Source organism: Pseudooceanicola sp. NS-SX8 (assembly GCF_057380755.1).
Map to the genome: position 1 here is coordinate 3769398 of NZ_CM170819.1, position 21654 is coordinate 3791051.

A 21654-nucleotide genomic window follows, 5' to 3' on the forward strand; every position below is an offset into this window, starting at 1 on the left:
CTCGGCGCCCCACCCCGCGCCCTGCCGCCATATCACCCGCGCATTCCCGCTTCGCACGCCCGGGCCATCCGCGCCGCGACCATGGTTCGCTTGCTTCGCTGGGCACTCTCCCCTACATGGGGGCGGATTTTCAGGGGATCATCCCGGGGCGCGCCCCGGACGACCCGGGCAGGATGAAACAGGGGTTCACCGCATGGCTCTGGCCGACAGGATCCGCAAGTGGGAGCGCCGCCTGCGCAACCACTACAACACCGACCTTTCCACCCCGGAACTGCGTCGGCGGGCAAATATCTACAATCTGTGGTTCGATCACGCGATCCTGCGCACCTTCTGGACCAACCTGTTCGAGATCGCGCCGGGCGTCTGGCGGTCCAACCATCCGACCCACAAGCGGTTCGAACAGATGAAGGCCATGGGCATCACCCATGTGCTGAACCTGCGCGGCGCCGCCGGGGCCGCGCACTACCTGACCGAAAAGGAAAGCTGCCGCGAACTGGGCCTGACCCTGGTCGATTGCAACCTCAACGCCCGCCGTGCCGTCCCGGCAGAGGCGATCCTGAAGGTCATCGACGCCTTCCGCACCATCGAACGCCCCTTCGTCATGCATTGCAAGTCCGGGGCCGACCGGGCAGGCTTCGCCTCGGCCATCTACCTCATGGTGATCGAAGGCCGCCCGGTGGAAGAGGCCCGCAAGATGCTGTCGATGAAATACATCCACATCCGGAAATCCAAGACAGGCGTGCTCGACTACATCCTGGATCGCTACGCCGAACGCAACGCCGCCTCCCCCATCGGGTTCGAGGACTGGATCCGGACGGAGTACGATCCCGACGCGCTGAACAAGGACTTCAAGGCCCTGCCCTGGTGGAAACGATGACGGACCAGAAAACGGCGTCCGGGACGCGCTCCCAAACCGGCACCCCGACGGCACCCGAAAAGGCACAGGCCGGCGAAACACCCCGGAGGGCCGCGAAACCGGCGCCCGAAACCAGCCAGGACGAGGCACATGTGCCCGGCCGGATCCTGGCCAGCTGGCTCTGGTCCAACTACCTGAAGAAATTCACCTGGCTGCTGCTGGGGGCCCTGCTGCTGATGTCGCTCGAAGGCTCCATGCTGGGCGCGCTCAGCTGGATGATGAAGCCGATGTTCGACACCGTCTTCATCCAGGGCAACACCGGGGCCATGGGTCTGGTCGGGGCTGCGATCCTGGGCATCTTCATCCTGCGCGCGCTCTCCTCCATCGGGCAGAAGGCGCTGCTGGCCCGGGTGGCACAGCGCAATGCGGCCGACCTGCGGGTGGATCTTCTGGCGAACCTGATGCGCCAGGACGGCACGTTTCACCAGACCCATCCGCCGGGCTTCCTGATCCAGCGGGTGCAGGCGGACGTTGCTGCGGTCAACGGTGTCTGGTCGGCGATCCTGACCGGCGCGGGCCGGGACCTGGTGTCGCTGGTGATCCTGATGGGCGTGGCGATCTCCGTCGACTGGCGCTGGACGCTGGTGGCGCTTGTCGGTGCGCCGATCCTCGTGGCGCCCTCGATGATCATCCAGAAGTTCGTCCGCGCCCGCTCCCGCGAGGCGCGCGACCTTGGCGCGAAGCTGGCGACCCGTCTGGACGAGATCTTTCACGGCATGGTCCCGGTCAAGCTCAACCGGCTGGAAGACTACCAGCTGGACCAGTACCGCCAGCTCACCCGGGAACAGATCCGGGCAGAGATCCGCGCGACCCTGGGCACCGCCGCGATCCCCGGCATGATCGACATGATGGCAGGCGTGGGCTTCCTGGGCGTGCTGATCTTCGGCGGCTCGCAGATCATCGCGGGGGAGAAGACGGTGGGCGAATTCATGTCCTTCTTCACCGCCATCGGCTTTGCCTTCGAACCGCTGCGGCGCCTGGGCTCCGTCTCCGGCACCTGGCAGGTGGCAGCGGCGGCGCTGGAACGGATCCGCGAACTGATGCTGACCGAACCCACGCTCGTCTCGCCCAGCCATCCCGTGGCGCCGCCCCTCGGCATGCCCGGGGTCGAGATCGCGGATGTGCACCTGTCCTACGGCGAAACGCAGGTGCTGAACGGGCTGACCTTCACCGCCAGGGCGGGCCAGACCACGGCGCTGGTCGGGGCGTCCGGCGCGGGCAAGTCGACCGTGTTCAACATCCTCACCCGGCTGGTGGATCCCTCCTCCGGCCGGATAGAGATCGGCGGCGTGCCGGTGTCGGGGATGAAGCTGGAAGACCTGCGCGATCTCTTCTCGGTCGTGTCGCAGGATTCGGCGCTCTTCGATGAAACGCTGCGGGAAAACATCCTGCTGGGCCGCACCGATGTCACCGACGCCCGCCTGCGGGAGGTCCTGGACGCCGCCCATGTCTCCGACTTCGTGGACAAGCTGCCTGCCGGTCTCGAAACCCGCGTGGGCCCGCGCGGCTCCTCCCTCTCCGGCGGTCAGCGTCAGCGCGTGGCCATCGCCCGCGCCCTGCTGCGTGACACGCCGATCCTGCTGCTGGACGAGGCGACCTCGGCCCTGGATGCGAAGTCCGAAGCGGTGGTGCAGGCCGCCCTGGACCGCCTCGCCAAGGGCCGCACCACCCTGGTCATCGCCCACCGCCTGTCCACCGTGCGCGGCGCCGACCAGATCGTCGTGATGGACCGCGGCCAGGCTGTCGACCATGGCACCCACGAAGAGCTGCTGGCGGGGGGCGGGCTCTACGCCCACCTCCATGACCTGCAGTTCCGAACCGATGGCCGCACCGCCGACCAGGCCGCCCTGGCCGATGCCCGCGCCCGCAACGGCGGACGCCTGCCGGGAGAGGCCGCCGACGACACGGGCCTGCTGCGCCGGATCCTCAGGTTCTTCGGTTCCTGACCGGCAGCACGACCGGGCGGCCCTGCCGCCCGGCGCGGAAGTCCGCCGCCCGGATCATCACCGCCCGCCCCCGGGACAGCCGCCCGGCCTTCGCCGCCAGATCCGCCAGCGCGCCTTCGGAAAACACCGCCGGCGCCCGCGACGGCAAATGCGCCGCCGCCGCCTCGGCCCAGTCCTCCCCGGGCTGATCCGCCTGGTCCAGGAACAGCAGCCACTCGCCCTTCGCCAGCGCCGCCCCCGCCTCCCGGCCCGGGCCCGCGACCTCCGCCCCGATCGCCTCTGCGATCTGCAGCGTGTCGTCCCCGGATCCGGCATCGGCAAAGATCAGCTCCCGCACGACACCCTCCTGCACGCCGCGAAACAGCACCGGCACCAGCCGGGGCAGTCGTTCCGCCGCATTTCGCGTCGTCAGGATCACCGATATCGCAGCCCGCATGTCTCACCCTGTCAGTCGCCGTTTCCCGGGGCTATAAGGGACCGCAACGAAAACCGGGAGTCCCCGATGTCCGAAACACAACGCCGCGTGCTCCGCCTGTCCGGCGCCGATACCCGCGATTTCCTGCAAAACCTCGTCACCAACGACGTCTCCCGCCTGTCCGAAGGCGCGGTCTACGCCGCCCTGCTGACGCCCCAGGGCAAGTACCTGGCGGACTTCCTGCTGATCGCCGATGGCGATGACGTGCTGCTGGACGTGGCCGAACCGCTGGCGGCAGGCGTTCTGCAACGGCTGTCGATGTACAAGCTGCGCGCCGACGTCCAGATCGCCGACAGCGGCCTGTCGGTCTTCCGTGGCACCGGCCCCGCCCCCGAAGGCGCCGTGGCCGACCCGCGCCACCCCGCGCTCGGCTGGCGGCTCTACGGTGACACCGCAGGCGATGACGGCACCGACTTCGCCGCGATCCGCACCCAGCACTGCATCCCCGAAACCGGGATCGAACTGACCCCCGACACCTATATCCTCGAAGCGGGCTTCGAACGGCTTCACGGGGTCGACTTCCGCAAGGGCTGCTACGTCGGGCAGGAAGTCACCGCGCGGATGAAACACAAGACAGAGCTGCGCAAGGGCCTCCGCTCCGTCGCCGTCACGGGCGAAGCGCCCGTCGGCACGCCGGTGATGGCCGAGGACAGGCCCGCCGGCACGCTCTTCACCCAGTCCGCCGGACGCGGCATCGCCTTCCTGCGCTTCGACCGCGCGGAAGGGCCGCTCACCGCGGGCGAGGCAACCGTCACCCTTCTGGACAGCACGACAGGGACGGACCGGGACGCATGACCGACTTCGCAGCGCTGCTTTCGGCGGTGGTGGGCCAACCCATCACCGCGATGCGCAGCCTTCAGGGGGGGGACCTCTCCGAACTGAGGGAGCTGACGCTGGCCGATGGCAGCCGGGTCGTCGCCAAGATCGGCGATCACGTCCTGGTGGAGGCAGAGATGCTGCGCGCCCTGGCTGCCGCAGGGGTGCCCACGCCGCGCGTGCTGCATGCAAAGCCCCTGCTGCTGATCCTCGAACACCTGCCCGAAACCCGGCCCGGCGACGGGTCCTGGCCGCAGCTGGGCCAGGTCGTGCGCGCCCTGCATGCCGCGCCCGTGGCCGGGGATGCCCCCTGGGGCTGGTCTGCCGAATATGCCTTCGGCTCCGTCCAGATCCCCTCCGCCCGCACGGCGGCAGAAGACTGGCCGGAATTCTGGGCCCGGGCGCGCCTGCTGCAGGGCCTCGAAGGGCTGCCCATCGGCCTGGCCCGCCGGCTCGAAGCGCTTGCGGTCCGCCTGCCCGACCTGCTGCCCGCCGCGCCCCGCGCCTCGCTGCTGCATGGCGATCTCTGGGCCGGGAACCTGCTCTTTGGCCCGGACGGTGGCGTGCACCTGATCGACCCCGCCTGCAGCATCGGCCATGCCGAGGTCGACCTCGCCATGCTGCATCTCTTCGGACGGCCCGGCCCCGGCTTCGCCGAGGCCTACGGCGCGCTGGAACTCGGCTGGGATGCCCGGCGGCCGATCTATCAGCTCTGGCCCGCGCTTGTGCATCTGCGCCTGTTCGGGGACGGCTACCGCAGCCTCGTCGAAGGGCTGCTGGATTCCCTACCCGGCTGAACCCTTCCGCACCCCTGCCCCTCCGGATCGCCTCCCGAGATCGCCCCCTGTCGCCTTTGCCGATGGCGCCCCGGAGGCTTTCGGGGTGCCCTGTGGCGGCGGTGACAGGTGATATGGATGTTGCCCATACGCAACAGTTCTCTGCGTAAAAATTAATCAAGGCCGCCCAAGCTGAATCCGCACCGTCGCAATACCGATCAAATACCGACGTGATACCGACGTTCCATTCGCGCATTTCGGGCGGTAACGGACGCTGGCGAAGGGAATCCGCAACCTATCGCAGGGTCGCAACCCATGGGGGCGAAGCCATGCAAAAGGATCATGGGGATACGGATCAACTGACTCCTGGGTCAAATTCCCGTTTTTCCGGTCAGCGATCTTTCCCTGCGTCCCGGCAAGTTCCCCCAGGCGCCCGCCGGGCGAATCCGGCCCAGCGGCATCCGGCCTGACACCGCCCGGCGCGCAGGGCACCGGGCGGCGCTGCCTGCGGCCCCCGCCCTGTCGGGCGGCCACCTCCACCAATGCGAAAGGGGCCGCGCAATTGCGCGGCCCCCTGATCTCGCCCCCAATGATCTGGGGTGCACCCCGGGTCCTGTCGGCCCTGGCCGCAGGCCTTGCGGCCCGCGCCTCTCCGGTCAGGCGCGTTCGGCGTATTCCATGGTCTCGGTGTTGACGATGATGTCCTCGTCCTGGCCGACGAAGGGCGGCACCATGACCTTCACGCCGTTGTCCAGGATGGCCGGCTTGAAGGAGTTGGCGGCCGTCTGGCCCTTCACGACAGGCTCGGTCTCCACGATCTTGCAGGTCACTTTCTGCGGCACCGTGGCGTTCAGGGCCTCGGATTCATAGAATTCCACGACGATGGTCATGCCATCCTGCAGGAAGGGGCGACGGTCGCCCAGCAGGTCGGCGGGCACTTCGACCTGGTCGAAGGTTTCCACGTCCATGAAGCTCAGCATGCCGTCGCTTTCGAACAGGAACTGCATGTCCTTCTGTTCCAGGCGGACGCGTTCGACCTTGTCGGCGCTGCGGAAACGTTCGTTCAGCTTGGAGCCGTTGCGAAGGTTCTTCATCTCGACCTGGGCAAAGGCGCCGCCCTTGCCGGGCTTGACGTGGTCGACCTTCACGGCAGCCCAGAGACCGCCGTTATGCTCCAGCACGTAGCCGGGGCGAATTTCGTTTCCGTTGATCTTGGGCATTCGAAAAGCCTGCGCTGGTTGATCCAATTCAGGGCCAGCCTATATATGGCCCTCGGTCTCGTGACAAGCGTTCGCCACGGGCTCCGGGGCGCCCGCCGGGCACCGAAACAGGCATGCGCAAATCGCATAACGGGGATGCGAGTTTGCGCTATCCGAATCGCCTCGTTTTGGTCATAAGGGGCGGCACGCCCGAAACACAAGAGCAATAAGCAAGGACGGATCATGAAAGATTTCGTTGACGGCACCGCCTTCAATAACGAACAGGGCAACCGCGCACGCAAACTCTTCGCCGCTGTCGTACTGGCGGCACTCGACGACGCCATCGCCGACGACAAGAAATACGGCAACGGCCCGGAACAGATCGCCCGCTGGGCACGGTCCCGCGATGGCCGTGAAGTTCTGTCCTGTGCAGGCATCGACCCGAACGAACGCGTTGTCGGTGGCCTGATGGAGTTTGTCTCCAAAGGTGTTCGCACCTCCGTCGCCCTCTCCCGCGAGGAGAGCGAGCGTCGTCACGCAGCGGAGCAGGCAGAAGCTGCCTGAGCCACACAAGATGAAGCCCTCTTGAAAGACGCGCCTCGAAAGGGGCGCGTTTTTCGTTGTCCGCGACCCGCAGAAGGCGCCGCATGACCAGAGCGATCATGATCCAGGGGACGGGATCCAACGTGGGCAAGTCCATGTTGGTGGCAGGGCTTGCACGTGCCTTTGCCCGCCGCGGCCTGGCCGTGAGGCCCTTCAAGCCCCAGAACATGTCGAACAATGCCGCCGTCACCCCGGATGGCGGAGAGATCGGGCGCGCCCAGGCCCTGCAGGCCAGGGCCTGCGGCGTGTCGCCCTCAGTTCACATGAACCCGGTCCTGCTGAAGCCTGAAAGCGAGCGCGGCGCGCAGGTGATCATCCAGGGCCAGCTGGCGGGCAGCACGGCGGCAAGCGACTACCCCGCCCTGAAAGCCCAGCTGATGTCCCGCGTGCTGCAAAGCTACCGCCAGGTGCAGCGCGATGCGGACCTGGTCCTGATCGAAGGGGCCGGCAGCCCGGCAGAGATCAACCTGAGGCGCAACGACATCGCCAACATGGGCTTCGCCCAGGCCGCGCGCGTGCCGGTGATCCTGGTCGGCGATATCGACCGGGGCGGCGTCATTGCGCAGCTGGCCGGCACCCACCGGATCCTGCCTGCCGAGGATCTGGCCCTCATCCGCGCCTTCGCCATCAACAAGTTCCGCGGCGATCCCGGCCTTTTCACCGAGGGCTACCAGGCCATCGAGGCATTGACCGGCTGGCCCGGCCTAGGCGTGATCCCCTGGTTTGACGAGGCCTGGCGCCTGCCTGCGGAAGACGTCCTGGATCTGGATCGCCGCCCGCCCCAAGGCGGCGACGCAGCGCTCGAAATCGCCGTACCGCTTCTGCCCCGGATCGCGAACTTCGACGACCTGGACCCACTTGCAGCGGAGCCCGGGGTGCGCCTGACGCTGGTGCAGCCGGGAACGCCCCTACCCGCCTCGGCACGGCTGATCCTGCTGCCCGGTTCGAAATCCACCATCGCCGATCTGGCATTCCTGCGGGCGCAGGGCTGGGATATCGACCTGCTGGCCCATGTAAGGCGCGGCGGTCATGTGCTGGGCCTTTGTGGCGGGTACCAGATGCTAGGCCAGAGCCTGTCTGACCCACAGGGACTTGAGGGCCACCCGACACAGGTCCCGGGGCTGGGCCTGCTGGACATCACGACCGAGATGAGACCGGAAAAGCGGCTCGCGCTAGTCCAGGGCTATCACCCTGCCAGCGGCGCGACGATTTCCGGGTACGAGATCCACCTTGGTCATACGACTGGCCCGGATTGCGGCAATGCATGGCTGCAACTGGACGGCAGGGCCGAGGGGGCCGCCACGGCCGAGGGGCGCGTCAGGGGGAGCTACCTTCACGGGTTGTTTGGCGATGACGCCTTCCGCTCTGCCTTCCTGTCTGACCTCGGCGCACCTGCGACACAGGCCTACGATAGCGGCGTCGAAGCCGCGCTGGATGCGCTCGCCCTGCACCTGGAAACCCACATGGATCTTGATCGTATCTGGGAAATCTCCGCCGAGGCCGGCACCGGCTGATGCCGGCGCCGCTCAGATGTAATCCTGGCTCTGCAGAGCGCGCTGGATCTCCCTGCGGACCAGCTTTCGGACATTGCGGGTGATCCGTTCCCCCAGGGCGCCCTGAAGCTCCTGACGAATGATCTCGGACACGAGCTCCCGCAGCATCGCCTCGTCCATCGTGGCGCCGCTTGCCTCGGCCGCGGGCTCTTCCAGGCTCAGATCGGCGGCTTGCGCCAGCGGCTGAGCGATACTGTCGTCACCCTGCCCTTCGACTGCGGCCATGTCATCCTGTGCATCGACGGCCACTTCTTCGGGATCTTCGTGTTCGGGACTCGGCTCTGCAGCCTCCTCCACGTCGGAGAGGGGGGTGCGGCCGGCATCCTGACGGAAGAGACGCTCGAACGTATCAGCGGCAGAGCTTTCCTCCAGCACCTCAGCGTCCTCGACCTCGGCCCGGAAGCTTTCGACCTCGAATTCCTGTGCGGGCGCGGGATCGAAATCGAGTGAGCTCAGCACGGACTCAAGCTCATCGAAGCGCGCATCTTCGTCCTCTGGGCCTTCGGCAGCCATTTCGGCACCGTCCAGGCTCTCCTCATCCAAGGCAGCCTCACCCAGACCGGTTTCGTCCGGACCAGCCTCTTCGGCCTCGGCCTCTGCCTGCGCCTCGTCGGCGAACTGGGCGGAGGCGAGCGCCTCGGCCGCGCCATCACCCCAGTCGCCGAAATGCTCGGGATCGTCTTCGGGTGCGACGGCTTGCCAATCGGCAGGCGCCTGGGTCGCCGGTTCTTCGGAGAGGTCGTCGCTCAACGCGGCGATGACAGCGTCGATCCCAAGATCGTCGGAGGCGTCATCGGACAGATCGCCGGGCTCCTGCGCCGTGACGAACGGCGCCTCTTCCGCGGGCTCGGTTTCGGGCTCTTGAAACTCAGAGGTATGCGCCCGGAAATCATAAACCTCTGCTTCTTCTGCAAAGGTCTGCTCCGGCGCGGCCTCGAAGGGGGCGGCGAACAGCTCATCCCCCGGATCATCGGCGGCGATGTCGGAAACCTCGTCATCGGCGACCCGAAGGTGCGGCGCCAGGACGAGCTTTTCGACCACGGGCTCTTCCGCCACAGGCTCATCATGCGCAGCCAGATCCTCGGATCCCTGCACGTCCTCGGACGGGTCGGCGTTCACGCGGTCGTCTTCGGCGCGCGTCTGCGCGCGCACTTCTTCAGACACCAGCTTTCGAATGGATGCCAGAACATCCTCGATCTGGATGTTCGATACCGGGTCGGTCATCTGCTCACACTTCTCTTGTCCCTGCCCAAGTCTATCCCGGGCAGGGACATCCGACAATGGATGTGCGGGGTTTTACTCTTTGCCGATGCGGCGCAGCACCGAGTCGAGCTGCCGACCCTGCTTGGAAATCCCGGCGGGCGCGGATTTCACCATGTTGTAGTAGGCCGCCGGATCATAGATTTCGACGTTCAGGCCAAGGTTTTCGGCCGTCAGCAGCCCCATGGTGGAGAGCAGGGTGTAGCGCGCCTCGACCTCGTCCACCTGAGCGGAGAGGTAGCTGACACGCGCATCCAGAAGGTCCTGTTCCTGGGTCAGCACGTCCAGCGTGGTGCGGGAACCAAGGTTGGCCTCTTCGCGGACACCGTCGAAGGCAACCTCTGCGGCACGCACCTGCTCCTTGCCGGAGACCGTCGCCGCCCGAGCGATCTGGATGGCGGAGAAGGCATTGCCCACGTCCAGCGTCACGTCGCTGGTCACCACGCGCAGGTTCGCGACCTGGGCTTCGCGGTTGATCAGCGCCTGGCGACGGCCGGAGGCAACGGCACCGCCGCTGTAGATCGGCGCCGACATGCTGAGCCCGACAGAACCGCCCCGGGTATTGCTGGAGGCGTCCAGGTCACGGCTGAGCGCATAGCTGGCGGACAGGTCGATCGAGGGCTTCATCGCCGCATCGGCCTGGGAGACATAGATGTCGGTCAGGTTCACCTGCCGGCGGGCCACTTCCATGCTGGGATGGGTCTGGATCGCGACATTGATCGCGTCGTTGACGCTGGACGGAATCGTGCCGAGGTTGGATGCCGGGGCCAGATCGCCCGGCTTGTGACCGACAGCCGCCTCATATTCCAGGTTTGCCTGGATCAGGGAGCCCTGGGCGGAGGTCAGGTTGCTGCGGGCCGCGGCCAGGGCGGCCTCTGCCTGCGAGACATCGGTGCGGGTCACCTCACCCACGTCGAACCGGTCCTGCGCGGCGCGCAGTTCCTGGCTCAGCAGGCGAACGTTGGCCTGGCGCAGGTCGACGGTCTGCAGCGCACGGCGCACTTCCATGTAGGCGGTGACGGCACGCAGCAGGATCTGCTGTTCGTAGGCCACCAGCTGCTGACGGGTCAGCAGGACCGTTTCCTTGGCAAGATCGACGTCCAGGTCACTGACCCCGAAATCGAACAGCGTATAGGTGAGCGACAGCGCGAGCGACGCGCTGTTGGAGGAGGTGTTGTAGGTATCGCTGAAGTCATGGTCCGCGCTTGCGGACCACGACAGGACGGGACGCAGGGCGGCAATCGCCTGGGCGGCATCTTCGTCCGCGGCCTTGAGAACCGCGCGGTTCTGCTCCAGCAGGCCGCTGCTGTTGTAGGCGTCCGCCAGGGCCTGGCCCAGCGTTTCGGCGCTGGAAGCGCCGGGCAGCGCGGCAAGAGCCATGGCACAGGCCGCGCTCGACAGCAGCGACTTCGCAACTTTGCCGATCCCGCCTGCTCGTGTTTTGCGGGTCAGCGACTTCGCCAATTCCATCATTGCGATACTTCCTCGTTCCGCCGGTCGCCCCGGCTTGTCATTTTCAAGTCGCGGCGGCCAACCGACCGGAGGGGGTCAGAGCGTGAACGCCGCGTGCCGTTCGAAACCGGGCAGCACGGGGGCCCCGGCATTGAAGGCGAATCGCCAGTTCACCTTACCGTCGATCTTGTAGCCGATACGTACGACACCCAGATGGCCCTCTGCGAAGAGAACGGCGATCCGGCCGCCCTCCTTCAGCTGCTCCAGAATGGCATCGGGAAGGTGTTCGACGGCGCCTTCAATGAGAATCACGTCGTAGGGGCCATGTTCCGGCGCTCCATCGGCAAGTTTTGCCTCATGCAGCACGACATTGTCCGCGCCCAGGTCGCTGAGAACCTGCTGGCTGTCCGCAGAGAGCTCCGCATCTTCCTCGACCGCGATCACGGCCTCGGCCATACGGGCGATGACCGCCGCGGAGTAGCCCTGTGCCGCGCCCAGGTCGAGAACCAGCTCTTCCGGCTGAATATCCAGCGCGTCCAACATCTTGGCAAAGGTCCGCGGCTCCAGCAGGACACGGTTGCCGCCCAGCGGGATGTTTTCTCCCAGGTAGGCCGCTTCCTGGCGTTCCTGGGGGACAAAAAGCTCTCGCGGAACGGAGAGCATCGCCTCGATGATCGGGAACTTGGTCACATCGGAGGGACGGACCTGCGCATCGACCATCATCGTGCGGCGGGCAGCATAGTCGGACATAACTAGACTCGTTCGTTCAGAATCCTCTTGGGACGGTTGTGCCACAGAGAATCCCCGGCAGCAACGACGCGATGCGACGCATTCGCTCATTGCTCCCGCAAAGCCACATTTCCGGGCTAACCCGCAGCAGGCTTGTCAGGATGTTAACCCTCCCTCCCCCATCGTGCCCGGGTCGTCGCCAACCCGGCCGCTCCGGGTGTTCCAGAAGGAGGCCCGCATGCAGGAAATCGATGGCTTGACCGCCTTTCGCCAGACCCTCGCAAACCCCGACCGCCGCTTTCCCGGCCGGGACACAGCCCGCCATGCCGACGGAATGCTGATCCCCGAAACCTGCCCCGGCTTCACCCTGCGACCGGGCGACAGCGTGTTCACCATCGGCTCCTGCTTTGCCCGCAACGTCGAAGATGCCCTGCTGTCCCACGGGCTGGCCGTTCCCACCGCCAGCTTCACCGCGCCGCAGGAGGAGGCACCGGGACGGGCGAACAGGATCCTGAACCAGTACAATCCCGGGACCATGCTGCAGTGCCTGACGATGCTCGACGAGGCGGAAACAGGCGCCAGCCTCTACCCCGTGGCGGAGGAAGAGGTCATGGATTGCCTGCTCGCCACCGGATCGCGCGCCGTCCACCGCGACCGCGCGATGCAAAGGCGGGGCCAGATCAGGTCGCTCTATCTCGACGGGCTGGACGCCGCGGGCGTCGTGGTGGTGACCCTGGGCCTCGTCGAATGCTGGTTTGACCGAGCGACGGAGCTCTACCTGAACGAGGCGCCGACCCGCCGCCTGATCAACGCCGAACCCGCACGGTTCGCCTTCCGCCAGCTCGGCGTCCAGGAAAGCGCCACGATGGTGAACCAGCTGCTCGACCGGCTTTGCGACAATGGGCGTCGCAGGGTGATCCTGACCGTGTCCCCCGTCCCGCTGCAGGTTACCTTCGCCGGAGGAGACGCGGTGCTGTGCAATGGCTACTCCAAGTCCGTGCTGCGCGTCGTGGCAGAGGACGCCGCGCGGCAAAGGGACGATGTGGACTATTTCCCCAGCTACGAAATGGTCCTTTCCATGGGCCTCTCCGCCTTCGGAGAGGATAACGTGCACGTGCGACCAGCGGTGGTGGATCGGGTGATCGCCCGCATGGTCGACCGCTACCTTCTGCCCGAAGCCGCGCAAGGCGCCGCCTGAGACGCCCGCCTTCTGTGCAGGCAGCAGGCAGAAGCGAGGCCGGAACCGGAACCGGCCCAGCCGACTATGGCCAGGACAGACACCGCAAGGCACTCTCCGCCGGGAGTGATCCCCAAAGAAAGTCAGTGCCTTGGACTGGAAGACCTACCTGGAAGAGAACCAGGCTCGTTTCACCGACGAGCTGCTGGACCTTGTCCGCATCCCCTCCGTCTCTGCCGTGCCGGAGCATGCCCCGGACGTGATGCGCGCAGCCGAATGGGTTGCCGCGCGACTGGCGGCCGCCGGTGTCGACGGGGCGGAGATCCTGCCGACGGACGGCCATCCCGTGGTCTGCGCCGAATGGATGGGGGCGGGGCCGGACAAGCCGACGATCCTGGTCTACGGCCATTTCGACGTGCAACCGGCGGAACCCTTCGATCTGTGGATCAGCCCGCCGTTCGAGCCGGAGATCCGCGACGGCAAGGTCTGGGGCCGCGGCGCATCCGACGACAAGGGCGGCATGCTGATCCCGATCCTCGCGGCCGAGGCGATGCTGAAGACGGAGGGACGCCTTCCGGTAAACGTGAAGTTCTTCTTCGAGGGCCAGGAAGAGATCGGATCCCCCGACCTGCCGCCCTTCGTCGCGGCGGAGGCGGAGCGCCTGAAAGCCGACATGATCTTTTCCGCCGACGGGTCGCAGTGGGCGCCCGGCCAACCCCAGATCGTCGAGGCCCTGAAGGGGCTGGTCAGCCTGGAAATCCACGTGAAGGGGGCGAAGGGCGATCTGCACTCCGGCATGCACGGCGGTGGCGTCGCCAACCCCGGCATGGCCCTTGCGCAGATCCTGGCGACGATGAAGGCCACCGACGGGTCGATCACCGTCGAGGGCTTCTACGACGACGTGCTTCCGCTGGACGGGGACACCCGCGCCGCCATCGCCCGCGTGCCCTACGACGAGGCCGAGTACCTGGCTGAAACCGGCGCCCCGGCGACCCATGGCGAGCCGGGATACAGCGTACGCGAACGGCTGTGGGCGCGCCCGACGCTGGAGGTGAACGGGCTGACCTGCGGCTGGCAGGGGGCGGGCACAAAGACGGTGCTGCCGGCAGAGGCGAGTGCCAAGATCACCTGCCGCCTGGTCGCCAACCAGTCGCCTGCCGCGGTGTTCGAGGCGATCCGCGCCCATGTGGAGAAACATTGCCCCGACGGCGTGACCGTCGAAGTGGTGCAAAACCCCGGCCAGGCCGACCCTTTCCAGGTGCCTTCCGGCCACAATGCCACCGGCGTCGCGGCGCAGGTGCTGGAAGAAGTCTACGGTACCGCGCCCTTCCGCACGCGAGTCGGCGGGTCGATCCCCGTCATGACCACCCTGCTGAACGAACTGGGCGTGCATGCCGTGATGTACGGCTTCGGCCACGGCGACGAAAACATCCACGCCCCGAACGAGTTCTTCCGCCTCGAGGCCTTCCACACCGGCCAGGTCGCCTATTGCCGGCTGATGGAAACCCTGGCGCGCGGCGCATGACGATGGGGCGGGCCCGCAAGCCCGCCCTCCCCTGGCCTGCCCTGTACTAACGGGTCAGCCGCCGAAAGGCTGCCAGCGTTCGACATCGACGGGATTTTCCCGGTTGGCGGATACGATCAACGGAAAGCCCGGCGTCGCCGGCGCGTACCCCGGTGTTCCGCCGGCCCAGGCAGCCCCGCCGCATTCCTCGACCACCAGAACCCCCGCCGCGTGATCCCAGGGCTTGACCATGGGCGACAGCATGACGTCCGCATGGCCAAAGGCCATCAACCGGTATTCATGGCAGGAGCAGCGCAAGGTAAAGGTCCTGCCGAAGTCCTGCGACAGTTCGGTCAGCGCCAGCTGTTGCCCGGACGAATAGGCGTAGAGCGGCAGCAGGGCCTGCAATTCGTCCTGCCTCCGTTGGGGCGCGCCGGTCAGCCGCCGCGGCGCCTGATCGGGGCGACAGAACCACGCTCCGCCTCCCTTCGTGGCCATGACCCAATCGTCCAGCACCGGATCGTAGAGCAGGCCGAACACGGTCTGTCCCTTCTCCACCACGGCAAGGATCACCCCGAAGGTCGCCAGGCCGCTGGCGAAGTTCCAGGTCCCGTCAACGGGATCGATGATCACCGCAAGTTCCGCATCGCGAAGCCGGTCGAGGATCGTGGGATCCTCCTCCACCGCTTCCTCTCCCACGACCAGGGCCTCGGGCAGCAGGCGGTTGGCAACGGAGGTCAGGCGGCGCTCGGCCTCCTGGTCGGCCTCGGTCACCAGGTCCTGCGGCCCGGACTTCGTGGCGATCTGATCGGGCGAGAGGTTGCGGAAACGCGGCAGGATTTCCTCCCGCGCGACTTCGCGCACGGCCTCGATCAGGCCGGTGATGATGGTGTCTTCAATTGGCATGGGATCTCCGGCGCTCAGACCAGCGCTTTGAGGGGTTCGAAATGGTGCATGGTCTCGAAGCTGCAGAACTCGACCGCGCCCAGGTTAACGGTTCCGACCGCATCACGGTAGCGTTCCGTCAGCTGGGCCGAAAAATCGACGATTTCGCGGGCAGTTGCCGGAGAGACATAGCTGACAAGGTAGGACAGCGTGACGTGGAACACGTAGTCCTCGAACCCCGGGAGGGTCAGCCCCGTGGCGTCGAGGATCTGGCGACGGATGTCACGCAGGCGCGCTTCCTCGGCCTCGTCCGCGCCGGCCATGGTCAGGCTGTTGCCGCAATACAGATCCACCATGCGCGCCCTGGGCGGGTCGAAACGCAGGGCTTCGGTCTGGGCCAGCATATGCGCGGTCAGCGCATCGCGGGAGGGACGCCCCTCCACCCCCTTGGGCCAGAGGTCGTTTTCCCGGGTCGAGGGGGAGACACCCTGGAAGATCGTCATGTGGAAGGAGGACGGCGGGAGGTAGGTATAGAAGCGTGCAAAGGGGCTCATCTTCACCTGCTCCTGCAGCTCCCGGATCGCGGCATGGGCGGCGGAGGCCGGCGGCACGTGGCAGATGAAGGTATTTCCGGGCCAGCTTTGCACCGTTCCGTCGGTCCAGAATTTTTCGCCCCCCCCGGGCAGGGAAATGCCGTTGGGTTGAGGAGCGCCGGACTTGGTGCCGGTCAGGACGGCAATGGGATCGGGACGTTTGGGGGCCATGGATGGTCTCTTTCTTGGTCTTGGGAAGGGATCACTCGGCCAGCCGGAGGCCGGTTTCGGGATCGAAAAGGTGGATATGTTCGGGCGGGAAACCCAAGGACAGGTCGCTGCCGCCCACGAGTTCCGCCCCGTGGGAGGTCGCGACGTTGATGCGCGGCCCGCCGGGCAGCTGCGCCACGAAGGAGGAGTGCGACCCGAGGTCCTCGCGATAGACGACCTCGGCGGGCAGGCCGCGACCGATGGCGATCTTCTCCGGCCGAATGCCCAGGGTGAAGCGCCCCTGCCGCCGGGTTTCGGCAATGGCCGATCCGTCGGGCAGGAGCAGCAGGCCACCCTGCGCGGACACCTCGAACAGGTTCATCGGCGGTGATCCGATGAAACCTGCCACGAAGGTGGAGGCGGGGCGGTGGTAGATTTCCTGCGGGGTATCGAATTGCTCGATCCGGCCCGCGTTCAGGATCATCACCCGGTCAGCCAGGGTCATGGCTTCGACCTGGTCATGGGTGACGAAGACGGAAGTGGCGCCGATCCGGCGGTGCAGGCCCGCCAGTTCCATCCGCATCCCGTGGCGCAGCTTCGCATCGAGGTTCGACAGCGGCTCGTCAAAGAGAAGCACTTCGGGTTCGCGCACGATCGCGCGGGCAATGGCAACGCGCTGACGCTGGCCGCCCGACAGTTCCGACGGTCGCCGGTCGAGGTAATCCTGCAACTCCACCAGCCGGGCGGCTTCCGCGACACGGGCCTCCCGTGTCGCGCGCGGCACGCGGGCGACCTTCAGCGCATAGCCGATGTTCTGCCCCACCGTCATATGCGGGTAGAGCGCGTAGTTCTGGAACACCATGGCACAGCCGCGATCCTTGGGCTCCCGGTTCTGAACCTCCTGCCCGCCGATAAGGATGCGGCCCGAAGACACGGCCTCAAGCCCGGCGATCATGTTCATCGTGGTGGACTTGCCGCAGCCGGAGGGGCCGAGGATCACGGTGAACTCGCCCGCCCGGATCTCGGCCGAGAGGCCGGGGATGACATCGGTCTTGCCGTAGGATTTCGACACGTCGTCGAAGACGATGGACTTGGCGGTCATGGTCACTTCTCGGTCAGGGTGAAGCCGCGCACGATATGGCGCTGCAGCAGGGCGATGATCGCCAGCGGGATGATGCAGACCATCAGCGCGCCGGCCATGATGGCGGGGTAGTTGGGCACCACGCCCGGATCACCAGGGGACAGCCGGGCCAGGCCGACGACGGCGGTCTGCATTTCCGGGGTGGAGGCCGCGACCAGCGGCCAGAGGTAACCCGTCCAGCCGGACAGGAACATCACGACGAAGAGCGCGGCGAAGGTCGATTTCGACAGCGGCATCAGGATGTCGATCATGAAGCGCACCGGCCCCGCCCCGTCCATCCGTGCGGCCTTGGACAGGTCGGCAGGCATGGTGCGGAAATGCTGGCGGAAGAGAAACGTCCCGGTGCCGTTGGCCAGCGTCGGGGCGACCAGCCCGAAGTAGGTGTTCAGCAGGTTGAGTTCATAGTGCGGATGATGACCCGTCAGCGCCTCGATCACGCGGGCCAGCCCCGTAACCTCCAGCAGGGCGTTCAGCGGCATCATAACGTTGGAGGCGACCTGGTAGGTGGTGATGAAGCGCAGATCGAGTGGCAGCAGGTTCGTGACCAGCACCATGGCGAAGAGAAGCCCGGCATAGCGGATGCGGAAGTAGACGATGGCGAAGGCCGTGCCGAAGGCGATGACGCATTTGATCGAGGCGGTCAGCAGCGCCACGATGAAGGAATTCAGGATCTGGCGGGGCAGCTGCGTTGTTTCCACCACCAGGCGGATGTTGTCGAAAAGGTGCCGGCCCGGCAGGATCGACATGCCGTCACGCACGAAGTCCTCGTAGCTCTGTGTCGCGGTGATCAGGGTCATGACCAGCGGGAACAGGATAAAGGCCAGTCCCGTCAGCAGGATGATATTGGCCGCGCGGTCGATGGAGCGGGTGTTTTCGATCATGGTTCAGCGCTCGTACTTGATCTTGCGTTCGAGGAAGTAGAACTGCACCCCGGCCATGATCAGCACGGTGACGATCAGCAGGGTCGTCTGGGTCGAGGCCCCGGAGAGGTCGTAGCCGCGGAAGCCGTCGTTGTAGATCTTGTAGACCAGCAGAGTCGTGGACCCGCCCGGCCCGCCGCCCGTCATCGCGTCGACCAGCCCGAAGGCGGAGGTGACGCTTTCGGTCAGTTCCAGGACGAAGCAGAGGAACAGCTGCGGCACCAGCAGCGGCAGCTGGATGTCGCGCACCCGCCGCCAGGGGCTGGCCCCGTCCAGGGCGGCGGCCTTGTGCAGCTCCTGCGGGACGGATTGCAGCCCTGCGAGCAGGACGATGAAATTGAAGGGGATGCCGTTCCAGGCATGGGCGACGATCAGCATGACCCAGGCGTCGAACCCGTCGAGGCCCGGGTTCCAGATGCCCGGAAACCAGCTGTTCAGCGGTGCGAGGATGCCGACGAAGGGGTTGAAGATGAAAAGGAACACCACCCCGATGGAGGCCCCGGCGATCCCCTTGGGCCAGACCATGACATTGCGCGCCAACCCCGACAGCCGCACCTTCCGGTCCGCCGCCAGGGCAAGGAAGATGGGCAGCACGACGGCCAGGATCGAGGCCGTCATCATGAAGATCAGCGTCCGCCCGGCGGCCATCCAGAACTCCGGATCCTGCAGCACCCGCGCGTAGTTCTGCAGGCCGACGAATTCGGACCCGCCGCCGAAGGGCCGCTCCAGCGTCAGGGACCAGAAGAAGGCCATGTAGACCGGCACGTAGAAGAAGAGGAATATCACCAGGAGCTGTGGCATCGACAATGCGAGGGGCAGCCACCGGCTCTTGTACTGGGAATTGGACATGGAGGCACTTTCGGGAAGGCGAACCGCAGAAAGGGTGCCGCCCCCGGGGATCCGGGAGGCGGCGGGTTAGGGCGGCCAGGAGCAGGCCGCCCGACCGTTCTGCGCTCAAGGCAGTTCGACACCCTGGTAGGTCTGTTCGAACCGGCGCAGCAGCTGATTGCCGCGCGCGGCGGCGTTATCCAGTGCGGCCTGCATGGTCTGTTTTCCGGCAAAGGCCTTCTGCGTCTCTTCCTGGAAGATGCTGCGGAACTGGACGTAGAAGCCCAGGCGAATGCCGCGGCTGTCCTCGGTCCCGGGCTCGTTGAGAGAGGCGACGCCAAGCTCGGCCGTGGCGAACTCCAGATCCTCGGCCTTGCCGCTTTCCAGCAGGGTCTGCATCGCGGACTGGGTGACAGGCATGTAGCCGGTCATGCGCGTGAACTCGATCTGCTGGTCATCCTGGCGCAGGAAGTTCAGGAAGGCGCGCGCGGCATCGATCTCTGCGTCCGAATGGCCTTTCATGATGTAGATGGAGGCACCACCGATGAAGGTGTTGTGGCGCTCATACCCTTCGTACATCGGCGCCTCGGACAGGGCGACCTTGTCCCCGAGCGAGGCGAAGGCAGCACCATAGGATCCGGTCGATCCTTCCATCATCGCGCATTCGCCGGCGTTGAAGGCGTCGGTGTACTTGCCTGCGCGGGTGTCCTCGTTCAGCTTGACCAGCCCCTCTTCACGCCAGGCGGCGAGGTTGTTCAGGTGGTCGGCAACCGGACCGCTGTTGAAGGTATATTCGGCGTCCAGGCCATCGTAGCCATTGTGATTGGATGCGATCGCCAGCCCATGACGGGCCGAGAACTGCTCCAGCACGCGCCAGGGGTGGGCATCGGTGGTGAAGGGGCAATCCATGCCCGCATCCTTGAGCTTCCGCGCGGTGTCGATGACGGCCTCCCAGGTCTGGGGCACCTCGGTCACGCCGACCTTACCCAGCATTTCCATGTTGGCGTAAAACAGCAGCGTGGAGCCATTGTAGGGCTGGGCGTAAAGCTCCCCCTTGGAGGTTTCGTAGTAGGATCGTGCGCCGACCAGGTAATCGGACCAGTCGACTTCCGGCATGACTTCCTGCACCGGAACCACGGCGTCGGACAGCATCAGGTCCAGGGTGCCGGCATCGAAGAACTGGATCAGGACCGGGTGCTCACCGGAACGATAGGCGGCGATGGCTTTCTGCATGCCGATCTCGTAGCCGCCCTGCCCGACGCAGGTGACATGGTTTTCGGTCTGGCCTTCGTTGAAGGCGGCGCAGGCATTTTCGATCGCCTCGGCGGGGCGGCCGTCATTGCCGTACCAGAATTCGATATCGGCAGCCTGTGCCGCCGGCAGGGCAGAGCAGAGCGCCAGGGCGGAAGCCGCGAAATGAGTGAACTTCATGGGAACCTCTCGGGTGTCGGAATCAGGCGGAACGGGGTGTCCGCGCACTAGTTACACTTTGCGCGTGACAATCATGTTACAGGCTGCCTGTATCTTCCATCCGGGGCGCATTCGGATAGAGTGCGCCGAATGACGACACCCGCGCCCTACGACCCGGTTGCCCTGATCCCCCAGCGTTTTCATCGTGATGCCGGGCACCCCCTGCCCGTTTCCGACAACGAGCGAAGGGTTCTGGCAGAGGTCTGGGATTCACGCGGCCTGACCCGTTCCGCCCTTTCGCACAAGCTGGATCTGACACAGCAGAGCATACACCGGCTGATCGAACAGCTGCGCGATCGCGGCATGCTGCAACTGGGAGAACTTGAGCCGCCCGTCTACAAGGGAAAGCCCAGCCCCCGCCTCGAACTGGCACCACGTCACGCTTGCACCTACGGGATATCCATCAACACGGACACGGCCGGGCTGGCGCTGATGGATTTCTCAGGCGCGGTCACCACGCGCACCCTGGACATCGACGGCATCGCGATGCCGCCCGCGCTCGACATCATAGCGGCCGAGCTGACGCAGATGCGCACCGCCGCGGGCTTCACGCCGGAGCAGGTCTTCGGCATCGGCTTTGCCATTTCCGGCTTCCTGGTCGATGGCACACGCTACAACGCGCCCGAACCCCTTACGGGCTGGTCGGAACTGCAGATGGGCCCCTATCTGGCGGAACGCTTCGCCCTGCCCGTCTGGACGGAAAACGGCGCCAACACCGGCGCCCTGTGCGAACGCATGCTGGGCATCGGCCGGGAGGTGGAGGATTTCGCCTACCTCTCCTTCAACTACGGCTTCGGTGGCGGCATTATCACCGGTGGCAACCTGCTGCGGGGCGGGTTCGGCAACGCAGGGGAGCTCTCGGGCATATTCACGCCCGAGGAGTCGGACAAGCGCCCCGCGCTGCGCTACCTGCTGCAGCGACTGCGGGAGAACGGCATCGACCTTGGCACGATCAACGAGCTGTACCAGCGCTTTGACCTGAACTGGCCGGGGGTATCGGATTGGCTGGACACCGTCGCGCCCTACCACAGCCGGGTCGTGAACGTGCTGAGCGCGACGGTCGACCCGCAGGTCATCGTACTGGGCGGTCAGATCCCGCGCAGGCTGGCGGAGGCCCTGATCGAAAGAACCGAGTTCTGGCAGGTCCCGCGCCACGGCGTGCACCGCCGGGTCCCGACCCTGCAGGTCTCTGGGATAGAGGGCGAAACCTCTGCCATCGGCGCGGCCAGCCTGCCCTTGAAGAACGGGTTCTTCTGAACGC

General features: G+C 66.2%; 20 protein-coding genes. 9 read left to right on the top strand and 11 right to left on the bottom strand.

Features of this window, described 5'->3' with window-relative positions:
* The first annotated feature begins 193 nt into the window (after positions 1-193).
* Together AC2IR1_RS17225 and AC2IR1_RS17230 are read left to right on the top strand one after the other, a co-directional pair.
* Positions 194-877, top strand: coding sequence for a phosphatase domain-containing protein (locus AC2IR1_RS17225; RefSeq protein ID WP_486473198.1), 684 nt, complete (start codon positions 194-196; stop codon positions 875-877).
* Positions 874-2862, top strand: a complete 1989-nt coding sequence (locus tag AC2IR1_RS17230; protein WP_486473199.1) for an ABC transporter ATP-binding protein — start codon at positions 874-876, stop codon at positions 2860-2862. Before AC2IR1_RS17225 ends, AC2IR1_RS17230 begins: the two co-directional genes overlap by 4 nt.
* Here AC2IR1_RS17230 and AC2IR1_RS17235 read toward each other — a convergent pair.
* Positions 2843-3298 (bottom strand): glycosyltransferase, encoded by a 456-nt coding sequence (locus AC2IR1_RS17235; RefSeq protein ID WP_486473200.1) that lies wholly within the window; start codon positions 3296-3298, stop codon positions 2843-2845. The two genes, AC2IR1_RS17230 and AC2IR1_RS17235, sit on opposite strands and share 20 nt — an antisense overlap.
* Positions 3299-3364: 66 nt before the next feature.
* Here AC2IR1_RS17235 and ygfZ point away from each other — a divergent pair, with 66 nt between their 5' ends.
* Together ygfZ and AC2IR1_RS17245 are read left to right on the top strand one after the other, a co-directional pair.
* Positions 3365-4132: a CAF17-like 4Fe-4S cluster assembly/insertion protein YgfZ gene (ygfZ, locus tag AC2IR1_RS17240; RefSeq protein WP_486473201.1), complete on the top strand. Its 768-nt coding sequence runs from the start codon at positions 3365-3367 to the stop codon at positions 4130-4132.
* Positions 4129-4950 carry a fructosamine kinase family protein gene (locus tag AC2IR1_RS17245; RefSeq protein WP_486473202.1) on the top strand — a complete coding sequence of 274 codons (822 nt, stop codon included), beginning with the start codon at positions 4129-4131 and terminating at the stop codon, positions 4948-4950. Before ygfZ ends, AC2IR1_RS17245 begins: the two co-directional genes overlap by 4 nt.
* A 635-nt stretch (positions 4951-5585) precedes the next feature.
* Here the strand turns inward: AC2IR1_RS17245 and efp are convergent.
* The gene (efp, locus tag AC2IR1_RS17250; protein WP_486473203.1) at positions 5586-6149 is read right to left on the bottom strand and encodes an elongation factor P; all 564 of its coding nucleotides are present in this window, start codon (positions 6147-6149) and stop codon (positions 5586-5588) included.
* A gap of 222 nt (positions 6150-6371) precedes the next feature.
* On the opposite strand from efp, the gene AC2IR1_RS17255 reads away from it, so the two are divergent.
* Positions 6372-6692 (top strand): DUF6280 family protein, encoded by a 321-nt coding sequence (locus tag AC2IR1_RS17255; RefSeq protein ID WP_097145801.1) that lies wholly within the window; start codon positions 6372-6374, stop codon positions 6690-6692.
* Positions 6693-6775: 83 nt separating this feature from the next.
* Complete coding sequence (locus tag AC2IR1_RS17260; protein ID WP_486473204.1) at positions 6776-8245, top strand: cobyric acid synthase; 1470 nt, start codon at positions 6776-6778, stop codon at positions 8243-8245.
* Between the two features lie 12 nt (positions 8246-8257).
* Here the strand turns inward: AC2IR1_RS17260 and AC2IR1_RS17265 are convergent, their stop codons facing one another.
* The 3 genes from AC2IR1_RS17265 to AC2IR1_RS17275 all read right to left on the bottom strand — a co-directional run bounded on the left by AC2IR1_RS17265 (position 8258) and on the right by AC2IR1_RS17275 (position 11746).
* Positions 8258-9508, bottom strand: a complete 1251-nt coding sequence (locus tag AC2IR1_RS17265) for a hypothetical protein (RefSeq protein ID WP_486473205.1) — start codon at positions 9506-9508, stop codon at positions 8258-8260.
* Positions 9509-9580: 72 nt separating this feature from the next.
* A complete protein-coding gene (locus AC2IR1_RS17270; RefSeq protein WP_486473206.1) occupies positions 9581-11017 on the bottom strand; it encodes a TolC family outer membrane protein in 1437 nt (478 codons plus the stop codon).
* Positions 11018-11092: 75 nt separating this feature from the next.
* Positions 11093-11746 (bottom strand): protein-L-isoaspartate O-methyltransferase family protein, encoded by a 654-nt coding sequence (locus tag AC2IR1_RS17275; RefSeq protein ID WP_486473207.1) that lies wholly within the window; start codon positions 11744-11746, stop codon positions 11093-11095.
* A 217-nt stretch (positions 11747-11963) separates the two neighbouring features.
* Here AC2IR1_RS17275 and AC2IR1_RS17280 point away from each other — a divergent pair, with 217 nt between their 5' ends.
* Positions 11964-12923, top strand: coding sequence for a GSCFA domain-containing protein (locus AC2IR1_RS17280; RefSeq protein WP_486473208.1), 960 nt, complete (start codon positions 11964-11966; stop codon positions 12921-12923).
* Between the two features lie 130 nt (positions 12924-13053).
* Positions 13054-14427, top strand: a complete 1374-nt coding sequence (locus AC2IR1_RS17285; RefSeq protein WP_486473209.1) for a dipeptidase — start codon at positions 13054-13056, stop codon at positions 14425-14427.
* 54 nt (positions 14428-14481) lie between these two features.
* On the opposite strand, the gene AC2IR1_RS17290 is transcribed toward AC2IR1_RS17285, so the two are convergent.
* The 6 genes from AC2IR1_RS17290 to AC2IR1_RS17315 all read right to left on the bottom strand — a co-directional run bounded on the left by AC2IR1_RS17290 (position 14482) and on the right by AC2IR1_RS17315 (position 20354).
* Complete coding sequence (locus AC2IR1_RS17290) at positions 14482-15312, bottom strand: inositol monophosphatase family protein (RefSeq protein WP_486473210.1); 831 nt, start codon at positions 15310-15312, stop codon at positions 14482-14484.
* 14 nt (positions 15313-15326) lie between these two features.
* The gene (locus AC2IR1_RS17295) at positions 15327-16055 is read right to left on the bottom strand and encodes a DUF1868 domain-containing protein (protein ID WP_486473211.1); all 729 of its coding nucleotides are present in this window, start codon (positions 16053-16055) and stop codon (positions 15327-15329) included.
* 31 nt (positions 16056-16086) lie between these two features.
* Positions 16087-17136 carry an ABC transporter ATP-binding protein gene (locus AC2IR1_RS17300; protein WP_486473212.1) on the bottom strand — a complete coding sequence of 350 codons (1050 nt, stop codon included), beginning with the start codon at positions 17134-17136 and terminating at the stop codon, positions 16087-16089.
* 2 nt (positions 17137-17138) lie between these two features.
* The gene (locus tag AC2IR1_RS17305) at positions 17139-18056 is read right to left on the bottom strand and encodes an ABC transporter permease subunit (RefSeq protein ID WP_486473213.1); all 918 of its coding nucleotides are present in this window, start codon (positions 18054-18056) and stop codon (positions 17139-17141) included.
* 3 nt (positions 18057-18059) lie between these two features.
* A complete protein-coding gene (locus AC2IR1_RS17310; RefSeq protein WP_486473214.1) occupies positions 18060-18944 on the bottom strand; it encodes a carbohydrate ABC transporter permease in 885 nt (294 codons plus the stop codon).
* Between the two features lie 105 nt (positions 18945-19049).
* Positions 19050-20354 carry an extracellular solute-binding protein gene (locus AC2IR1_RS17315; RefSeq protein WP_486473215.1) on the bottom strand — a complete coding sequence of 435 codons (1305 nt, stop codon included), beginning with the start codon at positions 20352-20354 and terminating at the stop codon, positions 19050-19052.
* 129 nt (positions 20355-20483) lie between these two features.
* Here AC2IR1_RS17315 and AC2IR1_RS17320 point away from each other — a divergent pair, with 129 nt between their 5' ends.
* The gene (locus AC2IR1_RS17320; RefSeq protein ID WP_486473216.1) at positions 20484-21650 is read left to right on the top strand and encodes an ROK family transcriptional regulator; all 1167 of its coding nucleotides are present in this window, start codon (positions 20484-20486) and stop codon (positions 21648-21650) included.
* Positions 21651-21654 lie beyond the last annotated feature (4 nt).

What these genes read in the sequence shown, in the direction of transcription:
- AC2IR1_RS17245 (WP_486473202.1), top strand. Translation starts at nt 4,129, where the DNA reads ATGACCGACTTCGCAGCGCTGCTTTCGGCGGTGGTGGGCCAACCCATC.
- AC2IR1_RS17310 (WP_486473214.1), bottom strand. Translation starts at nt 18,944, where the DNA reads ATGTCCAATTCCCAGTACAAGAGCCGGTGGCTGCCCCTCGCATTGTCG.
- AC2IR1_RS17255 (WP_097145801.1), top strand. Translation starts at nt 6,372, where the DNA reads ATGAAAGATTTCGTTGACGGCACCGCCTTCAATAACGAACAGGGCAAC.
- AC2IR1_RS17225 (WP_486473198.1), top strand. Translation starts at nt 194, where the DNA reads ATGGCTCTGGCCGACAGGATCCGCAAGTGGGAGCGCCGCCTGCGCAAC.
- AC2IR1_RS17300 (WP_486473212.1), bottom strand. Translation starts at nt 17,136, where the DNA reads ATGACCGCCAAGTCCATCGTCTTCGACGACGTGTCGAAATCCTACGGC.
- AC2IR1_RS17320 (WP_486473216.1), top strand. Translation starts at nt 20,484, where the DNA reads ATGACGACACCCGCGCCCTACGACCCGGTTGCCCTGATCCCCCAGCGT.
- AC2IR1_RS17265 (WP_486473205.1), bottom strand. Translation starts at nt 9,508, where the DNA reads ATGACCGACCCGGTATCGAACATCCAGATCGAGGATGTTCTGGCATCC.
- AC2IR1_RS17270 (WP_486473206.1), bottom strand. Translation starts at nt 11,017, where the DNA reads ATGATGGAATTGGCGAAGTCGCTGACCCGCAAAACACGAGCAGGCGGG.
- AC2IR1_RS17275 (WP_486473207.1), bottom strand. Translation starts at nt 11,746, where the DNA reads ATGTCCGACTATGCTGCCCGCCGCACGATGATGGTCGATGCGCAGGTC.
- efp (WP_486473203.1), bottom strand. Translation starts at nt 6,149, where the DNA reads ATGCCCAAGATCAACGGAAACGAAATTCGCCCCGGCTACGTGCTGGAG.
- AC2IR1_RS17230 (WP_486473199.1), top strand. Translation starts at nt 874, where the DNA reads ATGACGGACCAGAAAACGGCGTCCGGGACGCGCTCCCAAACCGGCACC.
- AC2IR1_RS17260 (WP_486473204.1), top strand. Translation starts at nt 6,776, where the DNA reads ATGACCAGAGCGATCATGATCCAGGGGACGGGATCCAACGTGGGCAAG.
- AC2IR1_RS17315 (WP_486473215.1), bottom strand. Translation starts at nt 20,354, where the DNA reads ATGAAGTTCACTCATTTCGCGGCTTCCGCCCTGGCGCTCTGCTCTGCC.
- AC2IR1_RS17235 (WP_486473200.1), bottom strand. Translation starts at nt 3,298, where the DNA reads ATGCGGGCTGCGATATCGGTGATCCTGACGACGCGAAATGCGGCGGAA.
- AC2IR1_RS17280 (WP_486473208.1), top strand. Translation starts at nt 11,964, where the DNA reads ATGCAGGAAATCGATGGCTTGACCGCCTTTCGCCAGACCCTCGCAAAC.
- ygfZ (WP_486473201.1), top strand. Translation starts at nt 3,365, where the DNA reads ATGTCCGAAACACAACGCCGCGTGCTCCGCCTGTCCGGCGCCGATACC.
- AC2IR1_RS17305 (WP_486473213.1), bottom strand. Translation starts at nt 18,056, where the DNA reads ATGATCGAAAACACCCGCTCCATCGACCGCGCGGCCAATATCATCCTG.
- AC2IR1_RS17290 (WP_486473210.1), bottom strand. Translation starts at nt 15,312, where the DNA reads ATGCCAATTGAAGACACCATCATCACCGGCCTGATCGAGGCCGTGCGC.
- AC2IR1_RS17295 (WP_486473211.1), bottom strand. Translation starts at nt 16,055, where the DNA reads ATGGCCCCCAAACGTCCCGATCCCATTGCCGTCCTGACCGGCACCAAG.